The sequence below is a fragment of the uncultured Tateyamaria sp. genome (assembly GCF_947497045.1).
GTDB lineage: Bacteria > Pseudomonadota > Alphaproteobacteria > Rhodobacterales > Rhodobacteraceae > Tateyamaria.
The window spans coordinates 122985-145978 of record NZ_CANMEU010000010.1; the positions used below are offsets into that span (position 1 = coordinate 122985).

Below are 22994 nucleotides of genomic sequence, written 5' to 3' on the forward strand. Positions count from 1 at the left end.
GCAAAGCATCCACCTGCCGCCAGATTGATGTTTCCGACGCTGTCTCGGGCAGTTGATCTGGCAAGGCGATCCTCAAAGGGGATGTACAGATATGATCAGCGATTTCAGGTGCGGAACCTTTGGCATCGTCTGCCTTCGGTGATGGGGTGTGGACCTGTCAAGACGCACCGCCGAACAGCCTTCGCCCAATCCGCATCAGGCCGGATTCACGGACTGGCGCAGTATGGGGTTTCGACGGCAGAAAACTGTCTATCGATATCTGATCGGGCTCGGCACCGAGCCTGATAATATCCCTTTGACAACTCTCAACCATCACAGGCGGCCCCGCGGCAAAGATCCGATGCTGTGACAGGCTGGCATAATCCTGAGCAACCGCAGGCCCTATGAAACCTGTGCGATATGTTGTCGTCTCATCCGCTTCCGACAGAATGACGGACAGCCGGAAATTGGGTCCCGCCTTCAAGAGGTCACTTAGCGCATCATTTGCAAAGACATCCTCGCCGGTGCGGGTGCCGAAATACATGTGGCAGGGTATATGTGGTGCCATTTCCACGAGGTGCTTCGCCATGGAGATCAGCGGCGCAATCCCCGTTCCTCCGCCCAGCAACAGGATCGGACGATCGGGTATATCCGACAGGCAGGATGAACCGAACGGTCCGTCCAGACAAATCCGGGTGCCTGCTGGCAGACCTTTGGCGATCATCGGGCTGACGCAGCCGTCCGGCAGAACCTTTATATAGAATGTCTGTTCATTTTGGGCTGACGTCGTGGCGGGCGAATAGCTGCGCGCAGGTTTACCCGGCAATGACAGATCAAAATACTGCCCGGGATGAAACTCCAGTGGGGTCAGCGGCCTCAACCGAACTGCCACGACATCCCGCGTTTCTTGCGTCACTGCGATCACCTCGGCCCGATATCGGCACGGCGCAATGGTTGGTGCGCCAAGAGGTTCGGGGAACCGGATTTCGAGTGGCCCTCTTGCCTTTGATCGACAGGCGAGGATCCAGCCATTCGCAGCTTCCTCCTGACTCAGTGTCCCGGCAATATGTGGCAGGCACGTGACCTCACCACTGAGGAGCTGGCATTTGCAGCTGCCACAGTCGCCCGATCGGCATTGGTTGGGAATTGGAACGCCGGCCTCAAGCCCGGCCTCCAGAAGTGTTCCCTTGTTCAAAGGCACCTTGTGGGGCCAGTTTGCAATCCGAAGATGTGGCATGGGCTACTCCAGTTCCACGACGACCGGATAGAGATGGCGCGTGTGGCGGGTCTGCGCGTGATCGAAGGCTGCCACCCAAAGATAGGTTGGCGCATCCGGCAAGAAGGCCACATCATATTCCGAGCCGGTGTCCAGCTTACGCCTCACCTCCATCGTCCAGACACCATTTTCCCAATGCGAGACAGCTGTGACGTCGCCGCGATCACCTTCCATCGGCGCGTCAACGATGACAGCAGGCAGGATCGTTCCGACGGGAAAGTTCTCAAGCGTGTCGAGCGCAGGATCGTAGGGCACCGTCTCGCTTTCGCGCAAAAACAGCCCAATGTCATCGCCCGCGTCTGGGGCCAGATTGACCTGCTGAAATTGGGAAAGCATCGACGGATCACGGGGCAACGCGACGGGGGTGACCAGATCGTCCGAGTATTCCTCCCAATTCATGGCATATCCGCCACCATCCTTGGGGTCCTTGCTGTAACCGCCAGTGTAGCGCCCCTCGCCCTTGGGAACCATTGGCGGGCCGAAATAGTTGTCGTCAATCTGATTCATAACGGTGTTGCCGGTCCGCACTGACTTCCAGTGCCAGACATCGACCACACTGCCATCGGTCGTATAGTGCAGACCTCGCCCGCCCGAAGGCTCCGGCGCGTTATCAAGCGGTTGCGGGCCAAGGTGGATCGAATGATCCCCGGCAATGCCGCCGCCGCGGGACAGCATCACGCCAAACTTGTCTTCGTAGTAGTCGTCTTCGTCTTGTATGCTGAATTCGGATTGTTGCACTTGCCAACCGGCTTCGGTCCTCACAAGCGGCAGGTGCTTCTGGCTGCGCGTGGCATCCTCCCATTGCAGCAGGACATAGATGTCTGTGCCGTCATGGAGCGCGCGAACAGTCACATCGGTGACGCCTTCATCAGAGTTTGCACCGCGTGTCGTGGTAACGGTCACGGGTGCCGCAATGCCCCAGCTTGCATCATCGGGATTGCCGTCCAGATCGGGCAGTTCATCCGTGCGCATAACCATCAGGTTCTCGGACGCGGTCCGCTCGAGCGTCATCATCATGGCTGCGGCTGCCGTTCCCGCAATCACAGCGCCCCCGGCCGCGATCCCGAAAGCAGGGGTCGGGCGAAAAATCTTCAAGAGCTGCGAGACGCCGCCCATGAAGGCAAGTGCTGCGACATGCACCACCATGTAGGCGGGCAACACCCAGGCTGCATATTCGTGAACCATGGCAGCGAGCGGATAGGCCATCAGGCCGGGCAAGACACCCATGGCCAGTCCCGTGATCAACGCAACAATCAGCGCCGCAAACGCCACCCAGTAGATCAACACATTCAGCGCCCGCCACCAACCTCTGGCGTCAGTCCCGCCCATGATGTCGGTACGCCATGATCGGTTCAAAGCGATCCTGCCCCAAAGCCCGGCACGCCAGATAAAAACCGCATAGGCCGCGAACAGCGCGACAAATCCAACGGCGGAAATCAAATGCCAGAAGATGACATTGCCCTGTGGCAGGAGGCCCGAAAAATTGCTCGCGAAACTTGATTGCGGCATATCCGCAGCAATGCGCAACCCGGTGAACAGACTTACGCTCAGGGCCGTAATAAGCAACCAGTGGACCGCGAAAGTGAAAAAATCGGATCGTGGCTTTTGACGAGCCATTAGCATCTCCTCCCTCAAAACTCTGCAATTGCCCCAAGCATCGTTGTGCAGAGCAACGTCCGTCAACTTCACCCCAGATATTCGGCGGAGCGGCGCTGGAGGTTTCAAGTTCAGAGACCCAAAGGCACAGCGAAAGGCAATGAAAAGAGATGCTTAGATACCGGGGGAATCGGCTGAGCAAGTTGCTACTCATCAAATTTCGCGCAACATCTTGCCTGTTTGTGGACATGTCGTAAGCGCCTTGTTGCGACCCGGTCGCCGCCCATCCCGGCCAGAGCATATTGGGCCAGATCGCTTATCTCGCCAAAGGCCGCCCCAATGCCTGCCGATTATTGCGCAGTGACACCTATCACATAGGGGTGCAGCCAAAAGAGGGTTGCGAACGTACCCAAGCCGACGGCAAGGTGCAGCGCAAAGCCAGCTGGTGACGCGGGCCCTGCCAGAAGGGGTGCATCAGCAACCTTGCGATCCAGATCGATCCAGACATCACTTCCCATTTCGCGACGTTTGCGGCGGTTGATCAGGGCACGACCAGCAATCGCAAAACCACCCAGAACGCCGAACAGCAGGACATGCGCCAGATCTCCGTTCGGCAACAGATGCAGCCCCGCCCAGAACGCAAGCGCGGCAGGAACCGGATGGCGAAAGATCCGCACGATGCCCGGACGGGCCGGATCAAAATCGCCGTTGCCTGCGCCGCCGAAAGAAAACGGGTTGGGTCGGCCTAGACTGAACGCAAGGATCAGACAGGCGGCCAGCATGCCCAGATGCACGGCATGGCGCTGCCACGGCATCTGCGGCCAAAGCTCAACATGGGGCGCGCGCCCTGCCGACCAGATCAGCAGTATCAGCATCCCGAGCGACAAGATGGAATAGCCCGCCAAGAACCCGCACTGCCCGATCCCGGCGATCAGGCGCGACTTGATCGCCGGGCGGACGGGGATCGAATGCGTCACAAAGAATGCCGCGAAGACGGCGGCGAATTCTGTCCATGTCATGGTTTTGCCTGCGGTTTGGGACGCAGCAAAGCCGGACCATAGGCCACGATAAACCCGACAAACGCGGCGAGCCACAGAAGGCCAGCGACAAAGCTTATTTCATGCCAGACCGAGGTGAACTGCCGCGCAAAGGCCGCGCCAAACAGGCAAAGGTAGATGGCCAAGGTCGCCCTGTCCGCCGTCATATCGCGCCCTGTATGCCCCAACGTCGCTCGGGTCATCACCGCAAGGGTCATGGTTCCGACAGCGCCAGCCATCCAAAGGTGTTGCGCGCCAGCCGTGCCGGAACCGCCCACGACCTGATTGACGCCAAGCGCAATTGCCCCGAGGGGAATGAACGCATAAGCGGCGTGTAGAACCCAGACAAGCGGTTCTGCCAGCGTCTGATGCGCCTGCCAGCGCAGTTGCCGCGCGAAGTGCAACACGCCCATCACAATCAGCGCCACACCGGTCAGTTGCGCAAACGGGCGCACAACCCAGAGCACCAAAACGGAAATACTGATCAGAAGCACGAGCTTGTCAAAGCGTTGCATCGGCGGGGCGGGTCGCGCGGGGTTGTCTGACCGCGCAAGCCAGTTGCGGGTGAAGGACGGGATGATCCGTCCGCCGATCACCGCGATCATCATCACCGCCGTGGCCAGACCCAGCCGAAGCCCGAAACCCTGTGCGGCGTAACCCCCAACAAGCGCCTCGTAGTGAAACAGCGTATTGGCCAGCGTGAACACCGCCAGAAGTGCCAGAACAATGAGGTTGCGCCAGTTCTTGCCAGCCACGATCTCGCGCAGGATGAGCGCGCCAAGGACCAGCGGGAAGGCAAGATCGATCGCCGGTGTCACAAGAGGCGGAAGCGTCCCTGAGAACAGGATTGCAATCCGGCCTGCGACCCAAAGCGCAAAGAGTGCGGCCAACCGCCAGCCGACCATCGGCAAGCGTCCGGTCCAGTCGGGGACCGCCGTCAGCAGGAACCCCGCCAGCACCGCGCCAAGATAGCCGAACAGGAATTCATGGGCGTGCCACGAGCCGCGCTCAAAGCGCGTCGGCAGTTCGATCCAGCCGACCAGCGTTGCCAGCCACAGCAGCATCGCCAGAACCGCCCAGACAGCGCCGAACAGGAAAAAGGGGCGAAAGCCGAAACTGAACAGGGCCGGTCCCGACCACGCACGCATTTGCCCTGCTGAGGTGAGCGTCATTACGTTTCCCCGGTATTTACGCGAACCGTGCTGAGCACCTCACCATCTTCGCTACAGGTCAGTCGCACGCGTTTGTCTTTGTAAAGGAACGTCAGCCTCATCTTGCCAGCGTCTTCATCTATGCCGGTTTCCAGCCGCGAGGTGAGCGCACCGTTGCGCATCTCGGCCTGCACACGGTCGGGCGGCATATCAAGCAGCCTGCCAAGATCATGCGCATCAACCGTGGGCATCCCGTTTTCAATCGTGACTTTCATATCCTGTGACTCCGTCTGAGACATCCATCAGGTGGCGGATGTGTCGTGCGAAATACCATGTCGCAGGCGCGCCGATAATACACCCCAAAACAATCGACAGTGTGGTCGACAGGATCGGCCCGCCGATCCAGCTCAGGATCAGCGCGGCGAAAAAGACATTTACCGCCGCCGCTCCCGCTCCGAACGGATAAAGAGCCAGCGCGATACGCCCTGTTGACCATCCTTTGCGGGTCATCTGCGCGACACCAGCCAATGCAGCGCAATCATGCTGACCAACAGTGTAAGGCTCGCCAGCGCATACCAGAACTCAGCTGTGGCCGATTGGGCCTGTGGGATTGGGCGGCTGACCAATTGATAGCGGCCTGCGCGGCGCGGGAGTTTGCGCTGCAACAACGTTCAGACAGATTTGTGTCTTAGCCTGATCGCACGAGGAGAACGCCATAGCGCGCCCCAGACTGGATGATCCAGACCTGCCGCTTTGTGATCTGATGACACATTGGCCAGAAACCATATCAGCGTTCAACCGCCCAAAAATGTTGTGCGTCGGTTGCCTGATCAGTTCGTTTCACAAGATCAGGGACTGCTGTCGTGAATATGATCTGGACGAGGCGGCCTTTCTGGTCGAACTGACCTGCGCCACCATAGTGGGCTAGGCCCTCATCCCTGGCTCAGCACCACCAGCGCATGCGGGCTCAGCACCGTTATCCGTTTGCGCCTGCTCTGCACCAGCCCCTGTTTCTCCCAACCGCTCAGCAATCGACTGACCGTGTGCAACGTGGTGGCTGTCAGTTCCGACAGGTCCTGTCTGGTGATCGGGAAGTCGATCTCGATCCCACCCTCGACCTTGCGGCCCGTCTGATTGATCAACCGGAGTACGGCATTTGCCACGCGTTGCTCGACCTGCTGGGTGGCCATCTCGACAATACGGTCGTTCAATTCGCCCACGCGGTTGCCGACGGTCTTGTACGTTTCGGTAGAAAAACCTTCATATTCGGCCACGAAGCTGTCCCACAATCGGTTGGGCCAACTCAAAACGATCGAGTCCGTGGCCGTCACCGCAGTGGCAGGATAGATGTCTTTGCCAATCGCCTTTGCGATGCCCAACAGTTGCCCGGCGGGAATATGAAATGCCGTAACCTGCTCACCTGTGGGTGTAATGCGGACCACACGGACATAGCCATCGAGCAGCATGAAGAACCGTTCAGCCTCGGCCCCCTCATCGAAAATCGCGACCCCCTCACCATACCGACGCGACGTCGCCTGATCGAGGATCGCGCGAATGTCGCTTCGTTCCAGACGGGAGAACGGAGGAAAATGCGTCAACAGACTTTCGTCCAGGCGCGGCAGTGTCTTGCGGGACGGCAATTCGTTCATGCGGGCATTTTGTCACACATGCAGCGTCCAATGCCACCCAGTTGCGTAGGGCCGACCCGGATGAGACTCCGATATCTTTGTCCCAGCGCAAAGTCCGGTTTCCGCAAAACGGTATTCTGCGGATCAACAGAAATGCTGATCTGAAAGGAAATACCAATGATCCGCACCCTCGCAACAAGCCTCGCACTGGTTACTTTGATGTCCGGCACCGCCTTCGCGGAAACCTTCGATGTTCAGATGCTTAACAAGGGTTCTGATGGGGAACGCATGGTTTTCGAACCGGCATTCGTTCAGGCCGCGCCCGGTGATACGATCAGATTCACCGCCACAGACAAAGGCCACAACGCCGAGGTTAATCAGGGGATGCTGCCCGAGGGGGCCGAAGCCTTCAAAGGCAAGATCAACGAAGAAATCGAAGTCACGCTGGATGTTGAAGGCGTCTATGGCGTGATCTGCAAACCGCATTTCGCCATGGGGATGGTGATGACCATCGCCGTTGGCGATGCCCAAGTGCCCGGCAACTTCCTTGAAGGTCGCGTGCCACGCAGGGCCAAAGAGCGTTTTGAAGCACAGCTTGGCAATCTGTGACTGCCTTTCAACGGCTGACAGGCAAATCGCCCCCAGTCAGACCCAATCCCCAGAGGAGGGAACCATGACCAACTTGATCAATCCTGGCCTTATCAAAACCAGCCGCCGCAACGTATTGCGCGGCAGCATGCTTGCCGGTGCGGCTGCAATGACGGGTACCGCCGCGGTGTCGGCCCCACGCGCTCCGAAAATGCGTGGGATCAACGCGACGTCGTCCAACCTCTACAAAGCAGCCGACCCGCAGGCTGCGGACAGCAAGGCAAAACCGGCAGACCTTAGCGGTTACACTCGTGTCAAGCAGGACCTTGTTGCACCGCCCTTTGCACCTGAACACGAACAGGTCGCCACCGGTGGTCCGGAAATTGTCGAAATCACCATGGAGACGGAAGAACGCCTGATGGTGGTCGATGAAGACAATGGCGCAAGCGTCTGGGCCCTGACCTACAACGGCTCGGTTCCCGGTCCGCTCATCATCGTCCACGAGGGGGATATGGTCGAGTTGACCCTGCGCAATCCCACCAGCTCCATGATGGAGCACAACATCGACTTCCACGCATCAACGGGGGCGCTCGGGGGCGGCGGTCTGACCCATGTCTATCCGGGAGAGGAATGCGTGCTGCGCTGGAAGGCAACAAAGCCCGGATGCTTCACCTATCACTGTGCCCCCGGCGGCGACATGATCCCCTATCACGTCACCCACGGGATGAACGGCGCCGTCATGGTGCTGCCGCGCGACGGGCTGAAGGACAAGGACGGCAATCCGTTACGCTATGATCGCATCGCCTATTTCGGTGAGCAGGATTACTATCTGCCCCAACACGAAAACGGTGACTACAAAACCTATGAAGCGGCGGGCGACGACTATACAGACAGCCTCGGAGTCATGCGTGGGTTGATCCCGACACATTCGGTCTTCAACGGTGCTGTCGGTGCCCTGACTGGCGAAGGCGCGATCAAGGCCAATGTGGGCGAAACCGTCTTGATGATTCACAATCAGGCCAACCGCGACTCCCGTCCGCACCTGATCGGCGGGCACGGCAACTATATCTGGGAATCGTCGTTCACGGACACGCCACTGCAGGACATGGAAACATGGTTTGTACGCGGCGGCAGCGCGGTGGCCGCGATGTATACCTTCGAACAACCGGGGGTCTACGCCTATGTAAATCACAACCTGATCGAAGGGGTGATCCTCGGAGCCACAGCACACGTTGTTGTTCAGGGACAATGGGACAACGCCCTGATGGAGCAGGTGGTCGCTCCCCACTCGTTCGAAACCTGAGAACACAGGATAACCCAATGAACCCCGCCGCCCTTCGATCCCTATTCGGCAAATCATCCCTGCGAATTGCTGTTCTGGGTCTGGTGGCGGCGGGCATTCTCGGGGTCGTGCTCATGCAGCGCGGCCCCTATCCTGCTTTCATGCCCGAAATGGCGGCAAAGCCGGTCATGCTGCCGGGCGGGCGCGCTTTTTATGCCCAACGACACGAGATCACAATCGCGGAATGGAACCGATGTGCGGCTGAGGGGGCTTGCGAGCTGACCCTGCGCCCCCGGCCCAATCAGGATCCAGCCATCACGCCCGCAACGGGGCTCAGCTATGTCGATGTTCTGCAATATGTACACTGGATCAACGACAAGACCCGAAGCAGTTTCCGCCTGCCCACAGCCGAAGAATGGAGCGCCATGGCGGCATCGGTCCTTCCAGAGGCACCGGACCCGTTGTTCACCGACGCCGCCCTGACATGGGCGTCCAGTTATCTGATCGAAGGACTGACACCGCGCGCACTGAAACCGCAAGGCAGCTTTTCCACATCCCCAGAAGGGATTGTGGATCTGGATGGCAGCGTCTGGGAATGGACAATGGATTGCTACGACAGCGCGTCAAGCGGCGCAGCCTCTGAACGCTGTCCCGCCTTTTTCGTGGGTGGAGAGCATCTTGCCGCAATGTCTTTTCTTGTGCGCGACCCGGCCCGTGGTGGATGCGCGGTCGGAACGCCCCCCGCACATCTTGGAATGCGCCTTGTCAGCGACAAAGCGATTTGAGTATCGCAGACCCTACGGATTTTGAAGCTGTGGCAGAGGCGGTCTTTGAAGACACACACAGTGCAGCCCAAAACCGCAATACGTCCGCACAGTTTAAATTTGCTCATCAGCCAATTTTTCATATGCAGCAAACAGTCGGCTTTTCGAGCTGTATGCGGCGACTGACAAGACACGGTCCACAACGGACCCAGTTCAATTACAAATTTTGCGTATGATTGCCCGTAAGTTTCTTATTCGCTGCACGAAAAGTGCACATTGAACGAGTAACGACGTCATGGAACGTTATTGGGAAGCCAGTGTGAAGACCAGGAAGCTACATGCAGCAGCAATAGCCATAGTCACGAGCCTCTCTGTTTGGGCTAGCCTATCAGCCTACTCAGACAAGGACGTCCCTGACCCCCAATTTCTTGCAAGTGATCTTTTCTTCCGGCTTGATGAGTTCGTATTTTCCATCCCCGCCGTCGCGCTGCGGGACATTGAGACAATCCGCGGAGATGCGAGCACACTTCCAAAGTATCGTTCCAACCCTCGGCCTTTCGGCAAGCCACGGTGGTTTGCCACAAACGAATATAAGGCTGCGCTTCGTGACTTGGCTGGCAGCCAGGAAAATCCCGCGAGGATTCAAAGCATTAAAATAAACCTAGGGGTCTACGGAACTTTTGGTGAATACTCAGTATCACAACAAATCTGCCCGTTACTCTCTAAGGAATGGAGCCAAAAGGCTTGTGTTAACGAACTGCGGCATGAACAACGCAGGCTTCCAGTCGATTTCACCCTATCAACGACACTTGGTTTGCCAGTAGATCAAGATGTTACCTTGTCTACCCAATCAAAAGTCTTTGCGGCGGACATGACATTATTCTGTGGTGAAGGGTCTGCTCGTTGCAGAGTAACAATTGCGATATCAGAGAACCTCCATGCGACCTGGTCGTCGGTATGTCAAAATGCGAACGCTGAGTACTGCCTTCAAGAACGGCGTGCAGAAGGTCTTGCAATATCAGGTTTCGTACGCAACCAAATTGGGAAAATCAGCTAGATCAGACGTCACTTTGTCCCGCCAATTGACCCCCGACCTTTTTTAGCGACCCACAGTGTCACAAGGCTGCATCGAGCCCATAATGACATGGCTATGAACTGCATCAAACCGGTTCAAAAAGCTCAACGATATTGCCGGACGGGTCGGAACACAGGATTTGCCTCCCGCCAGGTCCGGCAACGATCTCGTTCCGAAATACAACTCCTTGCTCTCTGAGTTTCGCCGAAAGCTCCTCCAGCTTTTCGACGGAAATAACGATGCGATTCCAGCCACCAGGTACGGGTTGCGCCCCATCTGGCATGGGCCTCGACGCCGAAGCGGGAGGTCCCGCCACCCAAAGATCAAGGTCCCCTTTGTTGAGGATAGCCATTGCGGGGCCGTACTGCTCAATGAGGGTGAAAGCCAGAGGGCCGGTATAGAAGTCTACGGCCGCCTGAACGTCATGTACGATGTATCGGAACTGCGCCATTGTGCTAACTCCTCTTCGGTTTCCTGAACTGTAGGACAATTGTTCAATCCCGGCAAAGTCCGGACGAGGATGAAGACATCGGCTGATCGGTCACCGATGCCCTGTTTCACGTCAGTCGGGACTGGAGGGCATTGCTCCTCGATGGGATGAAAGGCTGCCTCAGGATCGGCGCTTCACATCGATATGTGGATCCCGCTGTCGTGACCTCTGCGGCGCAGCTAGTACTGACGTCACGCATAAGCTATTTTCGTCCGCCGGATCGCGCCAAAAGCACACCGCCCAGAATAATGGCGAAACATCCGATCCACGTTCCGGTATCCGGGACCTCTTGGAAAAAGATGATGCCCAGGATCACGGAGAACAGCAGCCAAGAATAATCCACAGGCGCGACAACCGAAAGTGGCGCAGAACGATAGCCCCGAATGGTGCAGTACTGCCCCGCCAAACCAAGCGGTCCCAGAAGCAGGCAGATCACTCCGCGCCTCAAGCTGATACTTTGCCACTCCAACATGGCAGGTACGAGCATCAGGCCGACCCCAAAGAACGTCACATAAAGCATCACGGTAAAGGCCCGCTCGGACCGTCCCAGCAGGCTGATCAAAAGCCCTTCAATCGCAAAGAATGCCGCACTTGTGAAAGCAACCAAGGCAGGCAATATCGAAAGGCCGCCCTGAAACGCCCCCTTGCCGAACATGACCGTTCCCACACCGACAAGCGAAACGATGACGGCAACCCAATGTGTTCGACTGACGGTTTCCTTGAGGACAACAGTACCGAGCAGGATGGCCAACACCCCATAGAGCATTCCGATTGCGGTGGCATCGACAAGCGGCATATTTGCAGATGCCCAGGTGATGGCAACGGCTGCGCCACAACCGCTGACCGCTCTGGCAAGATGTATCATGGGTTGTTGGCTGCGATGTACTCTGACACCACCCTGCCTTGGCGCCAGTACGAGCAGCATGACCAGCGCACCGCAGTAGCGTAGAAACGTCAACTGGAACGCCCCGATGCCGCCGTCAGCGAACTTTCCCGCCGCGAAGATCAGCGTCCACAGAAAGGTGCTTAGCAGGACCCATAGGATCGCAGCCATATGGTTCTGTGAAGGTTGCATGATGAATTCTCGCTTGACGATTTGTACAGGTAGGCTCTTATCTGCGCATACAAACAAACGATAATTTCTCAATCTGAATGAGATTTAGTCATGCAGAGACCCGAACAGGTTTCACTTAACGCCATCCGTGTGTTTGGTGTCGTGGCCGAATGCGGCAGCTTCAAACTTGCCGCTGCGCGTCTTTCGGTGACGCCCGGCGCTGTCAGTCGTCAGATTTTGAACCTCGAAGCATCCATGGGCGTGCAACTGTTCAACCGCAGCAACAATGCGATACGCCTTACAGACGCAGGTAACGCATTTCTGCGCCAATCCCGTCCGGGGCTGCATATCCTCATTCACGCTGTTGAGACCGCAATGGGAGATGGGCAAGACATCACTGTTCAAGTTCCAACCACGCTGACCACCCGGTGGCTGATCCCGTTGCTTGGCGACTTCAAGACGCGTTGGCCGGACATCACAGTGAGGGTTGAGACCAATGACGCGACAGGTCTGGTGCAAAGCACGCGCGCTGACGTCACCGTAGCCTATTTCCCCATTGGGGACGCAGTCCGGGACGCGGAGGTTCTGATTGAAGACCGATGCAGACCTTACCTTGCACCAAACCTGCTATCCCAAGTCCTTGACCATGCCGATCTGTCCAGCATTCCCGCGCTGCAATGCACAAGCAGCAACTGGGACTGGAAGGCCTGGTTGCAAAACACCACAACACCGGATGTTCAGCTATGTTACGGGGGCCATTTTGATCTTGATGATGTCGCGTTGCGGGCCGCAATCTCGGGGATGGGCATGGTGCTGGCCTCCGAGTTTATCATTCGCGATGATCTGGGTGCAGGACGTCTATGTGCGTTGCCCGGCACGCCCGAAGTCCTTCTGGGTCACTACACCCTGCACACTTCCAGAAACAGAAATGCAGCTGCTGATGTCTTTGCCCGATGGCTCAGAGCTACGGTGCAGGTCTGGGAGACATAGCGTGCATGGCATCTTCAATTTCAGTGATTTAAAAAACGGCCCGGCGCACTGCTGAGAGCTGCGGTCGTGTATTGTGATCATTCCCATCGAATGCCAGTAAAGTCCAAGAGGGCCAAAAGGGTGGGATCATACATGGAAATACGATCCGCAACTTCAGATGATGCTGAAAGTATAAGTGACGTTCTCAAAGAGCTTGTCACCGCTATGAAGAGGACCAAGCCCAGTGATCCCGATTTCGCAAGACATCACTATATTGACCACCCAGATCAGATACGATGCTCGATTGCCGTGGACGAGGACGGAACCATTCTTGGGTTTCAATCATTGAAAACTGCGGATGAAGGAAATCCCTATGGCACACCTGTCGGTTGGGGAATAATTGGTACTCATGTTCGGCCATCGGCCGCTCGTCGAGGTGTCGGAAAAGAACTTTTCCATTCGACCCACGACGCTGCACGTCGGGCTGGCATCCGGAAGATCGAGGCGTTCATCGGAGAAGGGAATGGTGCGGCGATCGCGTATTACGAGGCGATAGGTTTTCGCACCTGTCGAACCGCTGACGGTGCCGTCTGCAAGTCTTTCGAGATCGGTTGAGCCCGCCGGGCGATGCTTTGAGTACCTCATTATTGCTGCCGATCTGAGATCATCCAGCATCGATAGCCTGAACTTTTCGCAACTTCCACAATGCCGGCCCTGCGGGCGTCCGGCTGAGTGACCACCGCGGGAACCCGACAGTCTTGAGGTCATCAAACACTATTGGCTGCAAACCCCAAAAGTGCGAAAACCTCGAAGAGGCAAATGCGGCTTCGGTTCACTGATCTTTCATGCCAGCAGCTATGAACCGTGCGATCTTGTTTATTTCAGCGCCACTGACGCGGCCACCCGTCACGACAATCCGCCAATACAGGAGGCTGGCAAGCGCATCATTGGCGGGTTCCTTGTCCGTGTCTTTGGGCAGTTCCCCCCGCTCGATTGCGCGATCAACGATGGCTTTGCCCCTTTCGCGGCGCTCATATTGCAGTGTGGTCCGGATTTCGGTGCTGAGTGTGCTGGACCTTGCCATCTCTGCATGCAGATCAGGCAGGATGCGTCGGATCAGGGGGTGCCGCAAGGTTCGGCGCAGCGACAACAGGATCAATCGCAGATCCTGCTGCAAGGCCCCGCCGCGCTCAGCTATGACAATGTCGCAAAGATATTGCGCGACGCCCTGAGCCGTCCGGTCACACACCATCACCTCAGCCTGGCGGAACTTGCCAAACGGCACATGGCAGCGAGGTTGCCAGAAGCCTATGCAACGACGCTTGCCACCATGGACGCGGATATCGCTGTCGGCTCAGAGGATCGTGTGACCGATGCCGTGATGCGTGTGACCGGGCACCCACCCCGTAGTCTGTTGGATTTTATTGCGGATCACACATCCGTCTGGCGCAGGGGAGTTGAGGCATGAACAACCGAACCGAATGGGCCTTGACTGCGGATTGCCTGTGCGGCGCGGTCAGCGTCACAATCGCTGCCAAACCCGAGTTTATCCACGATTGCAATTGCAGCCTTTGCCGAAAGTCAGGCGGTGCCTGGGGGTACTTTCCAACGGAGGTGGTGAAAACATCGGGCGATACGGTCTCATTCCTGCGCCGCGACAAATGGAACGACGCCGCCGAGCTTCAGTCCTGCGCCCACCGTGGAACCACGACACACTGGACCTTTTCACAGGCCTTCAAGGAACAGAATGAAGCAACGGATCTGATGGGGGTAAACATGAGGATATTCAATCCCGATGACTTGCAGGATGTGGAGCTGCGGTTTCCGGACGGCAGCAGTTGGTCCGGCGAGGGCCCTTTTGCCTACAGGCGAGAGGCGGTGACAATCAACAAGAGCCGTCCATGGTGATGGAAACCCACTGATTCAGGGAGCGCAGATATGAAGAATGCGACACATAAGACCGCTGTCGTCACAGGGGCCTCACGCGGGATCGGGGCAGCCGTTGCCCGGCGTCTTGCAACCGGTGGGTTCAACATTGTTGTGAACTACGCAGGAAGCGCCGATGCGGCCAAAAGCGTTGTTCAGGATATCGCGGCGGCAGGCGGCAGCGCCATTGCAGTGCAAGCGGATGTGTCGGACGCAGCGGCAGTCAGGCAGATGTTCAAGACCGCTGAGGCGGAATTTGGCGGTGTTGACGTGCTCATCAACAATGCAGGTATTATGAAACTGGCCTTGATCGCTGATAGTGATGACGCGCTGTTTGACAGCATAGTCGCGGTGAACCTGAAAGGCGCGTTCAATACAGTGCGTGAGGCGGCCAACCGGCTGCGGGACGGTGGCACGATTGTCAATTTCTCTACAAGTGTTGTTGGGTTAAACCTTGAAACCTACGGGATATATGCCGGTATCAAGGCTGCAATCGAAACCATGACGTCAATTCTGGCCAAGGAATTGCGTGGCCGCTCCATCACAGTAAACGCCGTTGCGCCGGGACCAACGGCAACTGATCTGTTTCTTGATGGAAAATCACAAGAGGCCGTGGACCGGATGGCAAAGACGTCGCCGCTGGAGCGGTTGGGCACACCCGAAGATATCGCAAATGTCGTGGCATTTCTGGCAGGGCCACATGCCCGTTAGGTCAACGGCCAAACCCTGCGTGCCAATGGTGGCATCGTGTAACGAAGGCCGCCTTGCAGGCACTGCACAACAGAGCAATTCGCCGAGTGTGTTTGTCCGCAAGAGTAGCCGCGGCTTGGCCCGAGATGAACTTGCAGCGAAAGACCTTGTCAAAGTCTATCCCGGTCATCGAAGATCACTCTGAAACCCGGATTGCACGCCATCCGTTCATCACAGGAAGTGGCGATGGTCATATGCCTGTTTGATGCGTTTGAAATAGAACTTGCGAGCGTCCAATTTCGGGGTAAACACCGCATCTCAGCCATGACGCAGCCAACACATCCCCCTACTGCCCGTTTGTTTTTATGATCACCAGCCCCGGTTTGACATGCGCCGCTGCGGGGTAGATCGAGTATCGACGGCCAACCAGTTGCAGCGTCATCAACCTGCCGTCACCGCTGTTGGCGAGATGCCCCTTGGCGCGCACGACCTTGGGGTCAAGTGCAAGTTGGTTGGCAAAATTCTCGGCATCGACAGCATCAGCCATTGGCAACGTCTCTGTCACGAGGTGAATGTGATGTGGTGTGTGGTCAGTTCCAGGGGCCTGCTGCGTATCTTGGCGCGACAGAAGGAGAATTGACTGCGTCAGATCGGCACCCTCGCTTTCAATCACGGCGACACCTGGTGCATGCTCTGCAACGATCTGGCGGGCGCGTTGCATCTGGTCTGGTGTTGCCAGATCAACTTTGGTCAGCACCGCAAGGTCGGCTGCCGCGAGCTGCCGCGTCACGGTGTCTGACAGGTAGGGGTTCGCAAGCTGGTCCGACAGAGCCTCTGCATCAGCCAAAAGGACGATGCCCAAAACCTCGATATCATTACCGAAAAGGCTGATCGCGGCCGCAATGTTTCCGGGCAACGCGACACCGGAGGCTTCCAGCAGGATGTGATCGGGCCTTGGTTCCAGATCGCGCATCTGCGCCATCGCCATCATCAGATCATCACCATAGGAACAACACACACACCCACCGGCCAGTGTGATCAGGTCATCACCTTCGGCTTCGATCAGGTCTTCATCTATCGGCAGGCTGCCAAATTCATTGACCATCACCGCGTAGCGTGTCCCGTTGGCATGGCGCAGCAGCTGATTGACAAGGGTCGTTTTGCCGGCACCCAGATAGCCCGCAATGATGGTCAGCAGAAGTGGGCCATCAGACATCGGCAGCCGCGAAAATCTCTCCACCCAGGACGGTGCCCCAGACCCTTGTGCCCTTCAGCCCGTCCACGCCCATGTCCAGCGGATCGTCTTCCAGCACCGCGAAATCAGCGCGTTTACCCGCTTCGATCGATCCGACCTCACCATCAAGGTGCAATGTGTAGGCCGCGCCCAATGTGATCGCGTGGAGCGCCTGATCGAGCGTGATCTTCTCGCGCTCACCCAATATGCGGCCAGAGGCGGTTTTCCGGTTCATCGCACACCAGCCGGTGAAGAGCGGCCCCAATGGGGTGATCGGCGCATCCGAATGGATCGCAAAGGGCACATCAAGACGCGCAGCAGTGCCAGCGGCATTCATACGCTCGGCCCGCTCCGGCCCCACGGTCAGTTCGTAGTGCTGATCCCCCCAATAGTGGTGATGATTGGCAAACAGGTTCACGCAAAGGCCAAGTTCCTTGATCTGTTTGAACTGCGCAGTGTCCGCAAGTTGGCAATGCTGCAAGGTAAATCGGTGATCCGTTGCGGGATGTTTGCGCAATGCCTGCCGCATCGTGTCGATCACCAGTTGTGTGGCTTCATCCCCATTGGTGTGGCAATGCACGAGGATTCCCTTTGCCAAAGCATTTTCCAGAACATAGGCCAGCTGTTCGGGCGCGATGTACCAAAGCCCATTTGGGGCTCCATTGTAATAACCCGGTGCACGCAGGCGTGCCGAGAACCCCTGGATAGAGCCATCGACCACAATTTTGATCCGTCCCAGACGCAGCTTATCGGTGCTTTTGGGCGCGAGGTCCTCAACATGTTTGATCAGATCTTCCGGGCTGACCCCATGATGAAAGCGCAAGGGGACAATACGGGCCGGGAACGTCTTGTTGCCAGTCACCTTGTGCATCAAGTTGACTGCATCCTCCGGAAGGCGGGCTGCAAGATCCGTTGCGGTTGTCACACCTGCCCGCACGCATAACTTGCCAAAGCGCCACATACCGCCCTCGTCACAGGCAAGCATGTCCCGGTCAAACCCCACATGGATGGACACGGGGCTCATAACATCGGGGCCCTTCAGCTCACCAGTGGGCAGACCGTCGGCCCCCAGCGGCACCCCTTCGTGATTGATACCCGGACGCAGCAGGCCCGCGAGTTCCAGCGCCTTGGTGTTCACGTTCATTATGTGGCCCGAGGCGTGCATGATCCCGATCGGACGCTCTGTCGAAATACTGTCGAGTTGCGCGCGGTTGACGCGTTGGTTGTCGAAATAGATCGGGTCGAGCGACCAAGCGGGAAGCGGCGCAGCCGGGTCATCCATCTTGGCCTCTGCCGCGGCAAGTTTGGCCAGAACCTCGTCCAGAGACGTGCAGCCTGCGTTCATCTCGCCTTCGGGCGACATCCGGTCAAAGAAGCCGACATAGGTATGGGACCACAGCGCCCCTTCCTGAAGATGGCAATGCCCCTCAACAAAGCCGGGCATCAGAACTTTGTCAGCGAAATCAGTGTTTAACTCATAATCGCCCCAGCCTTCGAGATCGGACAGATTGCCCGCACCAAGGATGATGCCATCGCGAATTGCCACATGGGTGGTTTCGGGGTTTTGAGGGTTCATCGTCAGGATATTACGAGCGGCAAAAATCGTTATCATGGCAAAATCCATCGTGTTTCAGGGCGTGACCTCAGACTTAGGAGGTTTTCTTTCTCCCAAAAAGTAGATTTAATTGCCCATATCGACGTATTTTTTGGTGGAAGGCATGCCGGGCAATCTGACACTCAAACAAATGCGGTATGTGGCAACGGCGGGACGACTGGGTTCCATTGCTGCCGCGGCCAAAGAACTGAGCATCTCGCAAAGTTCGATAACGTCAGCCATTGACGTCATCGAAGCCGAACTGGGGTTCGACATCTTTATGCGTGTGCCTGCCAAGGGCTTACAAAAGACCCGGGCCGGAACCGAAACACTGAAGTTGGTGGATAGATTCCTGGCGGACAGCCGTGAATTTGAATCGGAGCTCTACGCGCTCGGTGGTGCGATTACCGGCAGCATCCGGCTTGCCTGTTTTGCCACCGCCGCATCAATATTTCTGCCGTCAGCGATCAAACGCTTTCAGACGGACTATCCCAACGTTCAATTCGAGCTGGTCGAGGGCGACATGGACAGCGTAATCGACTATCTTGATAGTGGTGCTGCGGACATCGCCTTTACCTATGAAGAAGTGACCGGGAACCACCATGCGTTTGATCCAATGGTGGACCTGCCGCATTACGCATTGGTCAACGATCAAGATGCCCTGGCGCGCCGGTCAGAAGTCAGCCTCGCTGATTTGCAGGATCGTCCCATGATCAACCTCAAACTGCACAAGTCGCGTCAGTACTATCCCGACTTATTCAAACGGGCAGGAATTGACGTGCGCATCGCGCACACATCATCCTCTGTTGAAATGATCCGCACCCTTGTCGCGTCGGGGTTTGGATTCTCGATCCTGAACGCACGCCCATTTTCAGACAAGGGCATCAATCGAGGGATCACCGTGTTACCCGTCACTGATTCAATTCCCGTGCGGCGCTTTGGCATTGTGACGCAGGCCCGCCAAACCTTGCCGCGATCGGTATTGAGTTTTATTGAATGTTGCCAAGGACTTCGCGACGAGGGCCTGTTCGAGCAGCTTGCCGTACGGGAAGTGGAAGCCAGCTAGAAACCATGTTTTTTGGTGTATTCAAGCGTATTAAATCTATTTTTCCGAAGGATCGGATCATCCTACGCTCTTTCCAATAATAATCATATCAACGGGAGAAATCTGGATGAAGACACGTGTCCTGACCAAATTGGCAATGGCCGTCGGCGGCGCTGCCATGTTGTGTTCAACCGCAATGGCCGAAGAACCGGTGCGCGGCGGAACACTTGTGACAACCCTGCCGCAAACACCGCGCCACCTGAACCCGGCCGTTCAGTCCGGGATTGTTACCGGCGCGCCCGGTGCGCAGCTCTTTGCGGCCCCTTTGCGCTATGACGAAGACTGGACACCCCAGCCTTATCTCGCGGAAAGCTGGGAATGGTCCGATGATGGCCTGTCGATGACATTGAAGCTGGTGCAAGACGCCCGTTTCCATGACGGAGAGCCGATCACCTCTGAAGATGTCGCCTTCTCGGTTGACACGATCAAGGCGAACCACCCGTTCAAGACGATGTTTGGCGTTGTCGAAACGGTAGAAACGCCAGACGCACATACCGCGGTTCTGAAACTGTCCCAGCCCCACCCGGCGCTTTTGCTGGCGATGTCATCACAACTGATGCCCATCATCCCAAAGCACATCTACGGCGACGGGCAGGATCCCAAGGCGCATCCACGCAATGGTCAGGATGTGGTCGGATCGGGCCCGTTCAAATTTGTTGAATTCACGGCAGATCAGCAGGTTATCCTGGAACGCAACGATGATTTCTTCATTGAGGGACGCCCCTATCTGGACCGGATCGTCTATCGCATCATCAAGGATGCCTCCGCCCGTGCCATTGGGATGGAGAATGGCGAGTTGCACATGACGACCTTCGAAAACACGGTGCGCAATATCAAACGCATGAGTGAGAATGAGAACCTTGTCGCAACCGATGAAGGCTATGCAGCGATTGGTCCGATCAACTGGTTGGCGTTCAATACCGGTTCTGACGGTCCTTTGGCTGACAAGCGGGTGCGTCAAGCGATTGCCTACGCGGTCGACAAGAAGTTCATTCTTGATGCGATCATGCTGGGGCTCAGCCAGGACGCAAAGACCGGCATTCACCCCGGCTCGCCGCTGTATTATCCGGATGTGAACGGCTATGATCTGGATCTCGACAAGGCAAATGCGCTTTTGGACGAGGCTGGCTATCCTGCTGACAGCAGCGGCACACGGTTTTCCTTGACCATTGACCACGGCAACCCGACGACGAAACCACAGGCTGAATTTACCAAGGCATCACTGGCCAAGATCGGCATTGATGTCACTGTAAACTCCTTTGTGGATTTCCCGACCTGGGCCAACAAGATCTCGAACCATGATTTTGATATGACGTGGGATACGGTGTTCAACTGGGGCGACCCGGTGATCGGCGTCCACCGCACCTATGACAGCCAGAACATTAAGGAAGGCGTGATCTGGTCGAACACACAGCAGTATCAGAACGCCGAGATTGATCGGATCATGGACGAGGCCGGTCAGGAGATTGACCCCGAAAAGCGGGCGGCCCTGTACAAGGAATTCCAGGAAATCCTTGCGGAGGACCTGCCTGTATATTGGACCAACACGCTGCCTTACCACACGATCTACAACAACAAGGTGGGCAATCCGCCACTTGGCATCTGGGCGTCCTCGTCGCCTTATGATCTGGTCTTCTTGAAAGAGTAGTCGCCAAACAACTGCTTTGACGTCCCTCCCCCATTGATGGGGGGGGGACATTTTACGGGGTGCTTATGAACATTCTAAAGGTTTTGGCACAACGGCTGTCTTATGCGCTTGCGCTGCTGATCGCTGTTCTTGTGCTGAATTTCACGATGATCAACCTCGCTCCGGGCGATGTCGTGGACACAATTGCTGCCGATATGGGCGGCGCAAGCGCCGAGTTGATGGAACAGATCCGTACCGAATACGGGTTGGACAAACCCATCATCGTGCAGCTTGGCAATTATGTTTGGCGGGTCCTGCAATTCGATCTCGGGCATTCGTACTTTTACAACCGCCCCGTGACCGAGATGATTTTTGAGCGATTGCCCGCAACATTGCTGTTGGTGTTCTCGGCGCAAATCTTTGCGCTGATCCTGGGCATCTTGTTGGGCGTCTTTGCCGCCATTCGCCCAAACGGCATCCTGAGCCATATCGTGACCCTTTTCGCATTGTTCGGATATGCAGCCCCGGTGTTTTGGACCGGGATTCTGCTGCTCATTGCGTTTTCACTGAATATCCCGCTTTTCCCGGTTGCAGGGATGCGAGATGTCACCATAGACGGTGGCTTCTTCCCGCAGGCGCTGTCGGTCGCGCATCACCTTGTCTTGCCAATGCTGTCTCTTGGGTCGATCTTTATCGCGCTTTATTCACGACTGTGCCGCGCATCCATGCTGGAGGTTCTTGGCTCCGACTACATTCGTACCGCCAAGGCCAAAGGGCTGAGCCCGCGCGACGTCACATTGAAGCATGGTTTGAAAAACGCCCTGCCACCGGTTGTCACCCTGGCGGGACTGCAATTCTCTGCCGTGATTTCAGGCGCTGTCCTGGTTGAATCGGTGTTTTCCTGGCCGGGGCTTGGGCAACTTGCGCTTACGTCCATCCTTGCACGCGACACACCGACCATTCTGGGCATCCTGTTTTTCTCGGCGCTTGTCGTGATCATCGGCAACCTTCTGACCGACCTTGCCCTGCGCCTGATTGATCCCCGCATCCGGAAAAGCACATGAGTGAAAACACCGTTATCAAAGCCCGGTCCCCGTTTGCCGAAGCCTTCGGGATGTTCCGCCGCAATCACGCGGCAATGGCCGGGCTGTTCATGCTCTTTTTGATCGGCGGGATCGCGATCTTTGGGCCCATGATCTATCCGGGCAACCCCTTTGATATGGTGTGGGTGCCGTTCACCCCACCGGGCCAGGAAGGTTACCTGCTTGGCACCGATTATCTGGGCCGGGATCTGCTTTCGATGCTCATTCATGGTGCGCGGGTAACACTGACCGTTGGCTTGGCCGCTGCCTTCGTGACGGTCACCATTGGCATCACGGTTGGTGCGCTGGCTGGTTTCTATCGCGGTTGGGTCGAAGAAATCCTGATGCGTCTGACCGAATTTTTTCAGGTCCTCCCGACACTTCTGTTCTCAATGGTCATTGTTGCCCTCTTCGGAGCGTCATTGCTGATGATTACAATCGCAATCGGCCTGGTCAGTTGGCCCGCTGTGGCACGGATCACACGTGCCGAGTTCTTGCGCATCCGGGAACTGGAATATGTGAAAGCCGCGCGCGCAGGTGGCGTGCGGGACAACCGGCTTATCTTTGGTGTGATCCTGCCCAATGCATTACCCCCGATCATCGTGCAGGCGGCCCTGATGGTGGGGTCCGCCATCCTGTTCGAAGCAGGTCTGAGTTTTCTTGGGCTGACCGATCCGAACGTCGCAAGCTGGGGTCAGATCATCGGCTCAAACCGGCAATATATCCTTGATGCAAGCTATACCGTCACGGTTCCGGGCATTGCCATCTTCATCACCGTGCTTGCCGTCAGCCTTGTCGGCGACGGGCTGAACGACGCCCTGAACCCTAAATTGAGAGAGCGCTGACC

Annotated in this window: 27 protein-coding genes and 1 pseudogene; 14 read left to right on the plus strand and 14 right to left on the minus strand. The window is 56.9% G+C overall.

Annotated features, from left to right (window positions below; genetic code table 11):
- Positions 1-157: 157 nt before the first annotated feature.
- The 8 genes and pseudogenes from Q0859_RS17510 to Q0859_RS17540 all read right to left on the minus strand — a co-directional run bounded on the left by Q0859_RS17510 (position 158) and on the right by Q0859_RS17540 (position 5704).
- A complete protein-coding gene (locus tag Q0859_RS17510; RefSeq protein WP_299153639.1) occupies positions 158-895 on the minus strand; it encodes an FAD-binding oxidoreductase in 738 nt (245 codons plus the stop codon).
- A gap of 96 nt (positions 896-991) precedes the next feature.
- Positions 992-1216 (minus strand): annotated as a pseudogene (locus tag Q0859_RS21535) (2Fe-2S iron-sulfur cluster-binding protein); the annotation flags it as partial.
- A 3-nt stretch (positions 1217-1219) separates the two neighbouring features.
- Positions 1220-2872, minus strand: a complete 1653-nt coding sequence (locus Q0859_RS17515; RefSeq protein WP_299153641.1) for an ethylbenzene dehydrogenase-related protein — start codon at positions 2870-2872, stop codon at positions 1220-1222.
- A 329-nt stretch (positions 2873-3201) separates the two neighbouring features.
- Positions 3202-3870, minus strand: a complete 669-nt coding sequence (locus Q0859_RS17520) for an NnrU family protein (protein ID WP_299153643.1) — start codon at positions 3868-3870, stop codon at positions 3202-3204.
- Complete coding sequence (locus Q0859_RS17525; RefSeq protein ID WP_299153646.1) at positions 3867-5060, minus strand: NnrS family protein; 1194 nt, start codon at positions 5058-5060, stop codon at positions 3867-3869. Before Q0859_RS17525 ends, Q0859_RS17520 begins: the two co-directional genes overlap by 4 nt.
- Positions 5060-5314: a DUF6522 family protein gene (locus Q0859_RS17530; protein ID WP_299153647.1), complete on the minus strand. Its 255-nt coding sequence runs from the start codon at positions 5312-5314 to the stop codon at positions 5060-5062. The genes Q0859_RS17525 and Q0859_RS17530 overlap by 1 nt, the downstream gene beginning before the upstream one ends.
- A complete protein-coding gene (locus tag Q0859_RS17535; protein WP_299153650.1) occupies positions 5298-5549 on the minus strand; it encodes an NnrT protein in 252 nt (83 codons plus the stop codon). Before Q0859_RS17535 ends, Q0859_RS17530 begins: the two co-directional genes overlap by 17 nt.
- The gene (locus Q0859_RS17540; protein ID WP_299153653.1) at positions 5546-5704 is read right to left on the minus strand and encodes a protein NnrT; all 159 of its coding nucleotides are present in this window, start codon (positions 5702-5704) and stop codon (positions 5546-5548) included. Before Q0859_RS17540 ends, Q0859_RS17535 begins: the two co-directional genes overlap by 4 nt.
- 80 nt (positions 5705-5784) lie before the next feature.
- Here Q0859_RS17540 and Q0859_RS17545 point away from each other — a divergent pair, with 80 nt between their 5' ends.
- Entirely contained in the window at positions 5785-5967 is a 183-nt protein-coding gene (locus Q0859_RS17545; protein ID WP_366523220.1) for a hypothetical protein, read from the plus strand.
- Between the two features lie 4 nt (positions 5968-5971).
- Here Q0859_RS17545 and Q0859_RS17550 read toward each other — a convergent pair whose 3' ends face one another.
- A complete protein-coding gene (locus Q0859_RS17550) occupies positions 5972-6688 on the minus strand; it encodes a Crp/Fnr family transcriptional regulator (RefSeq protein WP_299153655.1) in 717 nt (238 codons plus the stop codon).
- A gap of 156 nt (positions 6689-6844) precedes the next feature.
- On the opposite strand from Q0859_RS17550, the gene Q0859_RS17555 reads away from it, so the two are divergent.
- The 4 genes from Q0859_RS17555 (at position 6845) to Q0859_RS17570 (ending at position 10358) form a co-directional block, all read left to right on the plus strand.
- Positions 6845-7276 carry a pseudoazurin gene (locus Q0859_RS17555; protein WP_299153658.1) on the plus strand — a complete coding sequence of 144 codons (432 nt, stop codon included), beginning with the start codon at positions 6845-6847 and terminating at the stop codon, positions 7274-7276.
- 64 nt (positions 7277-7340) lie between these two features.
- Entirely contained in the window at positions 7341-8558 is a 1218-nt protein-coding gene (gene nirK / locus Q0859_RS17560; protein WP_299153660.1) for a copper-containing nitrite reductase, read from the plus strand.
- Positions 8559-8575: 17 nt separating this feature from the next.
- Complete coding sequence (locus Q0859_RS17565) at positions 8576-9322, plus strand: SUMF1/EgtB/PvdO family nonheme iron enzyme (RefSeq protein ID WP_299153661.1); 747 nt, start codon at positions 8576-8578, stop codon at positions 9320-9322.
- A 274-nt stretch (positions 9323-9596) separates the two neighbouring features.
- Positions 9597-10358 (plus strand): hypothetical protein, encoded by a 762-nt coding sequence (locus tag Q0859_RS17570; protein ID WP_299153663.1) that lies wholly within the window; start codon positions 9597-9599, stop codon positions 10356-10358.
- A gap of 103 nt (positions 10359-10461) precedes the next feature.
- Here the strand turns inward: Q0859_RS17570 and Q0859_RS17575 are convergent, their stop codons facing one another.
- Both Q0859_RS17575 and Q0859_RS17580 read right to left on the minus strand, forming a co-directional pair.
- Entirely contained in the window at positions 10462-10827 is a 366-nt protein-coding gene (locus Q0859_RS17575; protein WP_299153665.1) for a VOC family protein, read from the minus strand.
- 241 nt (positions 10828-11068) lie between these two features.
- A complete protein-coding gene (locus tag Q0859_RS17580; RefSeq protein ID WP_299153667.1) occupies positions 11069-11920 on the minus strand; it encodes a DMT family transporter in 852 nt (283 codons plus the stop codon).
- Positions 11921-12031: 111 nt separating this feature from the next.
- On the opposite strand from Q0859_RS17580, the gene Q0859_RS17585 reads away from it, so the two are divergent.
- Together Q0859_RS17585 and Q0859_RS17590 are read left to right on the plus strand one after the other, a co-directional pair.
- The gene (locus Q0859_RS17585) at positions 12032-12910 is read left to right on the plus strand and encodes a LysR substrate-binding domain-containing protein (protein WP_299153668.1); all 879 of its coding nucleotides are present in this window, start codon (positions 12032-12034) and stop codon (positions 12908-12910) included.
- Between the two features lie 132 nt (positions 12911-13042).
- A complete protein-coding gene (locus Q0859_RS17590; protein ID WP_299153669.1) occupies positions 13043-13504 on the plus strand; it encodes a GNAT family N-acetyltransferase in 462 nt (153 codons plus the stop codon).
- Positions 13505-13721: 217 nt separating this feature from the next.
- Here the strand turns inward: Q0859_RS17590 and Q0859_RS17595 are convergent, their stop codons facing one another.
- The gene (locus Q0859_RS17595) at positions 13722-14066 is read right to left on the minus strand and encodes a TetR-like C-terminal domain-containing protein (protein WP_299153706.1); all 345 of its coding nucleotides are present in this window, start codon (positions 14064-14066) and stop codon (positions 13722-13724) included.
- Here Q0859_RS17595 and Q0859_RS17600 point away from each other — a divergent pair.
- The 3 genes from Q0859_RS17600 to Q0859_RS17610 are packed head-to-tail and all read left to right on the plus strand — an operon-like array spanning position 13980 to position 15526.
- Positions 13980-14357, plus strand: a complete 378-nt coding sequence (locus Q0859_RS17600) for a hypothetical protein (RefSeq protein WP_299153710.1) — start codon at positions 13980-13982, stop codon at positions 14355-14357. The genes Q0859_RS17595 and Q0859_RS17600 overlap by 87 nt on opposite strands.
- Entirely contained in the window at positions 14354-14797 is a 444-nt protein-coding gene (locus Q0859_RS17605; protein ID WP_299153671.1) for a hypothetical protein, read from the plus strand. The genes Q0859_RS17600 and Q0859_RS17605 overlap by 4 nt, the downstream gene beginning before the upstream one ends.
- Positions 14798-14827: 30 nt before the next feature.
- Positions 14828-15526: an SDR family oxidoreductase gene (locus tag Q0859_RS17610; RefSeq protein WP_299153673.1), complete on the plus strand. Its 699-nt coding sequence runs from the start codon at positions 14828-14830 to the stop codon at positions 15524-15526.
- Positions 15527-15851: 325 nt separating this feature from the next.
- Here the strand turns inward: Q0859_RS17610 and Q0859_RS17615 are convergent, their stop codons facing one another.
- Positions 15852-16721 carry a CobW family GTP-binding protein gene (locus tag Q0859_RS17615; RefSeq protein ID WP_299153674.1) on the minus strand — a complete coding sequence of 290 codons (870 nt, stop codon included), beginning with the start codon at positions 16719-16721 and terminating at the stop codon, positions 15852-15854.
- Positions 16714-18351 carry an amidohydrolase gene (locus Q0859_RS17620; protein WP_299153675.1) on the minus strand — a complete coding sequence of 546 codons (1638 nt, stop codon included), beginning with the start codon at positions 18349-18351 and terminating at the stop codon, positions 16714-16716. Before Q0859_RS17620 ends, Q0859_RS17615 begins: the two co-directional genes overlap by 8 nt.
- 106 nt (positions 18352-18457) lie before the next feature.
- Between Q0859_RS17620 and Q0859_RS17625 the strand changes: the two genes are divergently transcribed.
- The 4 genes from Q0859_RS17625 (at position 18458) to Q0859_RS17640 (ending at position 22992) form a co-directional block, all read left to right on the plus strand.
- Positions 18458-19399 carry a LysR family transcriptional regulator gene (locus Q0859_RS17625; protein WP_299153677.1) on the plus strand — a complete coding sequence of 314 codons (942 nt, stop codon included), beginning with the start codon at positions 18458-18460 and terminating at the stop codon, positions 19397-19399.
- Positions 19400-19505: 106 nt separating this feature from the next.
- Positions 19506-21086: an ABC transporter substrate-binding protein gene (locus tag Q0859_RS17630; protein WP_299153679.1), complete on the plus strand. Its 1581-nt coding sequence runs from the start codon at positions 19506-19508 to the stop codon at positions 21084-21086.
- 65 nt (positions 21087-21151) lie between these two features.
- Positions 21152-22129: an ABC transporter permease gene (locus Q0859_RS17635; RefSeq protein ID WP_299153680.1), complete on the plus strand. Its 978-nt coding sequence runs from the start codon at positions 21152-21154 to the stop codon at positions 22127-22129.
- On the plus strand, positions 22126-22992 hold the full coding sequence (locus tag Q0859_RS17640; protein ID WP_299153681.1) for an ABC transporter permease: 867 nt from the start codon (positions 22126-22128) through the stop codon (positions 22990-22992). The genes Q0859_RS17635 and Q0859_RS17640 overlap by 4 nt, the downstream gene beginning before the upstream one ends.
- Positions 22993-22994: the final 2 nt, after the last annotated feature.

Excerpts from the sequence above, each read along its gene's own strand:
- Q0859_RS17515 (WP_299153641.1), bottom strand. The coding sequence starts at position 2,872 with ATGGCTCGTCAAAAGCCACGATCCGATTTTTTCACTTTCGCGGTCCAC.
- Q0859_RS17520 (WP_299153643.1), bottom strand. The coding sequence starts at position 3,870 with ATGACATGGACAGAATTCGCCGCCGTCTTCGCGGCATTCTTTGTGACG.
- Q0859_RS17525 (WP_299153646.1), bottom strand. The coding sequence starts at position 5,060 with ATGACGCTCACCTCAGCAGGGCAAATGCGTGCGTGGTCGGGACCGGCC.
- Q0859_RS17530 (WP_299153647.1), bottom strand. The coding sequence starts at position 5,314 with ATGAAAGTCACGATTGAAAACGGGATGCCCACGGTTGATGCGCATGAT.
- Q0859_RS17535 (WP_299153650.1), bottom strand. The coding sequence starts at position 5,549 with ATGACCCGCAAAGGATGGTCAACAGGGCGTATCGCGCTGGCTCTTTAT.
- Q0859_RS17550 (WP_299153655.1), bottom strand. The coding sequence starts at position 6,688 with ATGAACGAATTGCCGTCCCGCAAGACACTGCCGCGCCTGGACGAAAGT.
- Q0859_RS17555 (WP_299153658.1), top strand. The coding sequence starts at position 6,845 with ATGATCCGCACCCTCGCAACAAGCCTCGCACTGGTTACTTTGATGTCC.
- nirK (WP_299153660.1), top strand. The coding sequence starts at position 7,341 with ATGACCAACTTGATCAATCCTGGCCTTATCAAAACCAGCCGCCGCAAC.
- Q0859_RS17565 (WP_299153661.1), top strand. The coding sequence starts at position 8,576 with ATGAACCCCGCCGCCCTTCGATCCCTATTCGGCAAATCATCCCTGCGA.
- Q0859_RS17570 (WP_299153663.1), top strand. The coding sequence starts at position 9,597 with ATGGAACGTTATTGGGAAGCCAGTGTGAAGACCAGGAAGCTACATGCA.
- Q0859_RS17575 (WP_299153665.1), bottom strand. The coding sequence starts at position 10,827 with ATGGCGCAGTTCCGATACATCGTACATGACGTTCAGGCGGCCGTAGAC.
- Q0859_RS17580 (WP_299153667.1), bottom strand. The coding sequence starts at position 11,920 with ATGGCTGCGATCCTATGGGTCCTGCTAAGCACCTTTCTGTGGACGCTG.
- Q0859_RS17585 (WP_299153668.1), top strand. The coding sequence starts at position 12,032 with ATGCAGAGACCCGAACAGGTTTCACTTAACGCCATCCGTGTGTTTGGT.
- Q0859_RS17590 (WP_299153669.1), top strand. The coding sequence starts at position 13,043 with ATGGAAATACGATCCGCAACTTCAGATGATGCTGAAAGTATAAGTGAC.
- Q0859_RS17600 (WP_299153710.1), top strand. The coding sequence starts at position 13,980 with ATGCAGATCAGGCAGGATGCGTCGGATCAGGGGGTGCCGCAAGGTTCG.
- Q0859_RS17605 (WP_299153671.1), top strand. The coding sequence starts at position 14,354 with ATGAACAACCGAACCGAATGGGCCTTGACTGCGGATTGCCTGTGCGGC.
- Q0859_RS17610 (WP_299153673.1), top strand. The coding sequence starts at position 14,828 with ATGAAGAATGCGACACATAAGACCGCTGTCGTCACAGGGGCCTCACGC.
- Q0859_RS17615 (WP_299153674.1), bottom strand. The coding sequence starts at position 16,721 with ATGTCTGATGGCCCACTTCTGCTGACCATCATTGCGGGCTATCTGGGT.
- Q0859_RS17620 (WP_299153675.1), bottom strand. The coding sequence starts at position 18,351 with ATGATAACGATTTTTGCCGCTCGTAATATCCTGACGATGAACCCTCAA.
- Q0859_RS17625 (WP_299153677.1), top strand. The coding sequence starts at position 18,458 with ATGCCGGGCAATCTGACACTCAAACAAATGCGGTATGTGGCAACGGCG.
- Q0859_RS17630 (WP_299153679.1), top strand. The coding sequence starts at position 19,506 with ATGAAGACACGTGTCCTGACCAAATTGGCAATGGCCGTCGGCGGCGCT.
- Q0859_RS17635 (WP_299153680.1), top strand. The coding sequence starts at position 21,152 with ATGAACATTCTAAAGGTTTTGGCACAACGGCTGTCTTATGCGCTTGCG.
- Q0859_RS17640 (WP_299153681.1), top strand. The coding sequence starts at position 22,126 with ATGAGTGAAAACACCGTTATCAAAGCCCGGTCCCCGTTTGCCGAAGCC.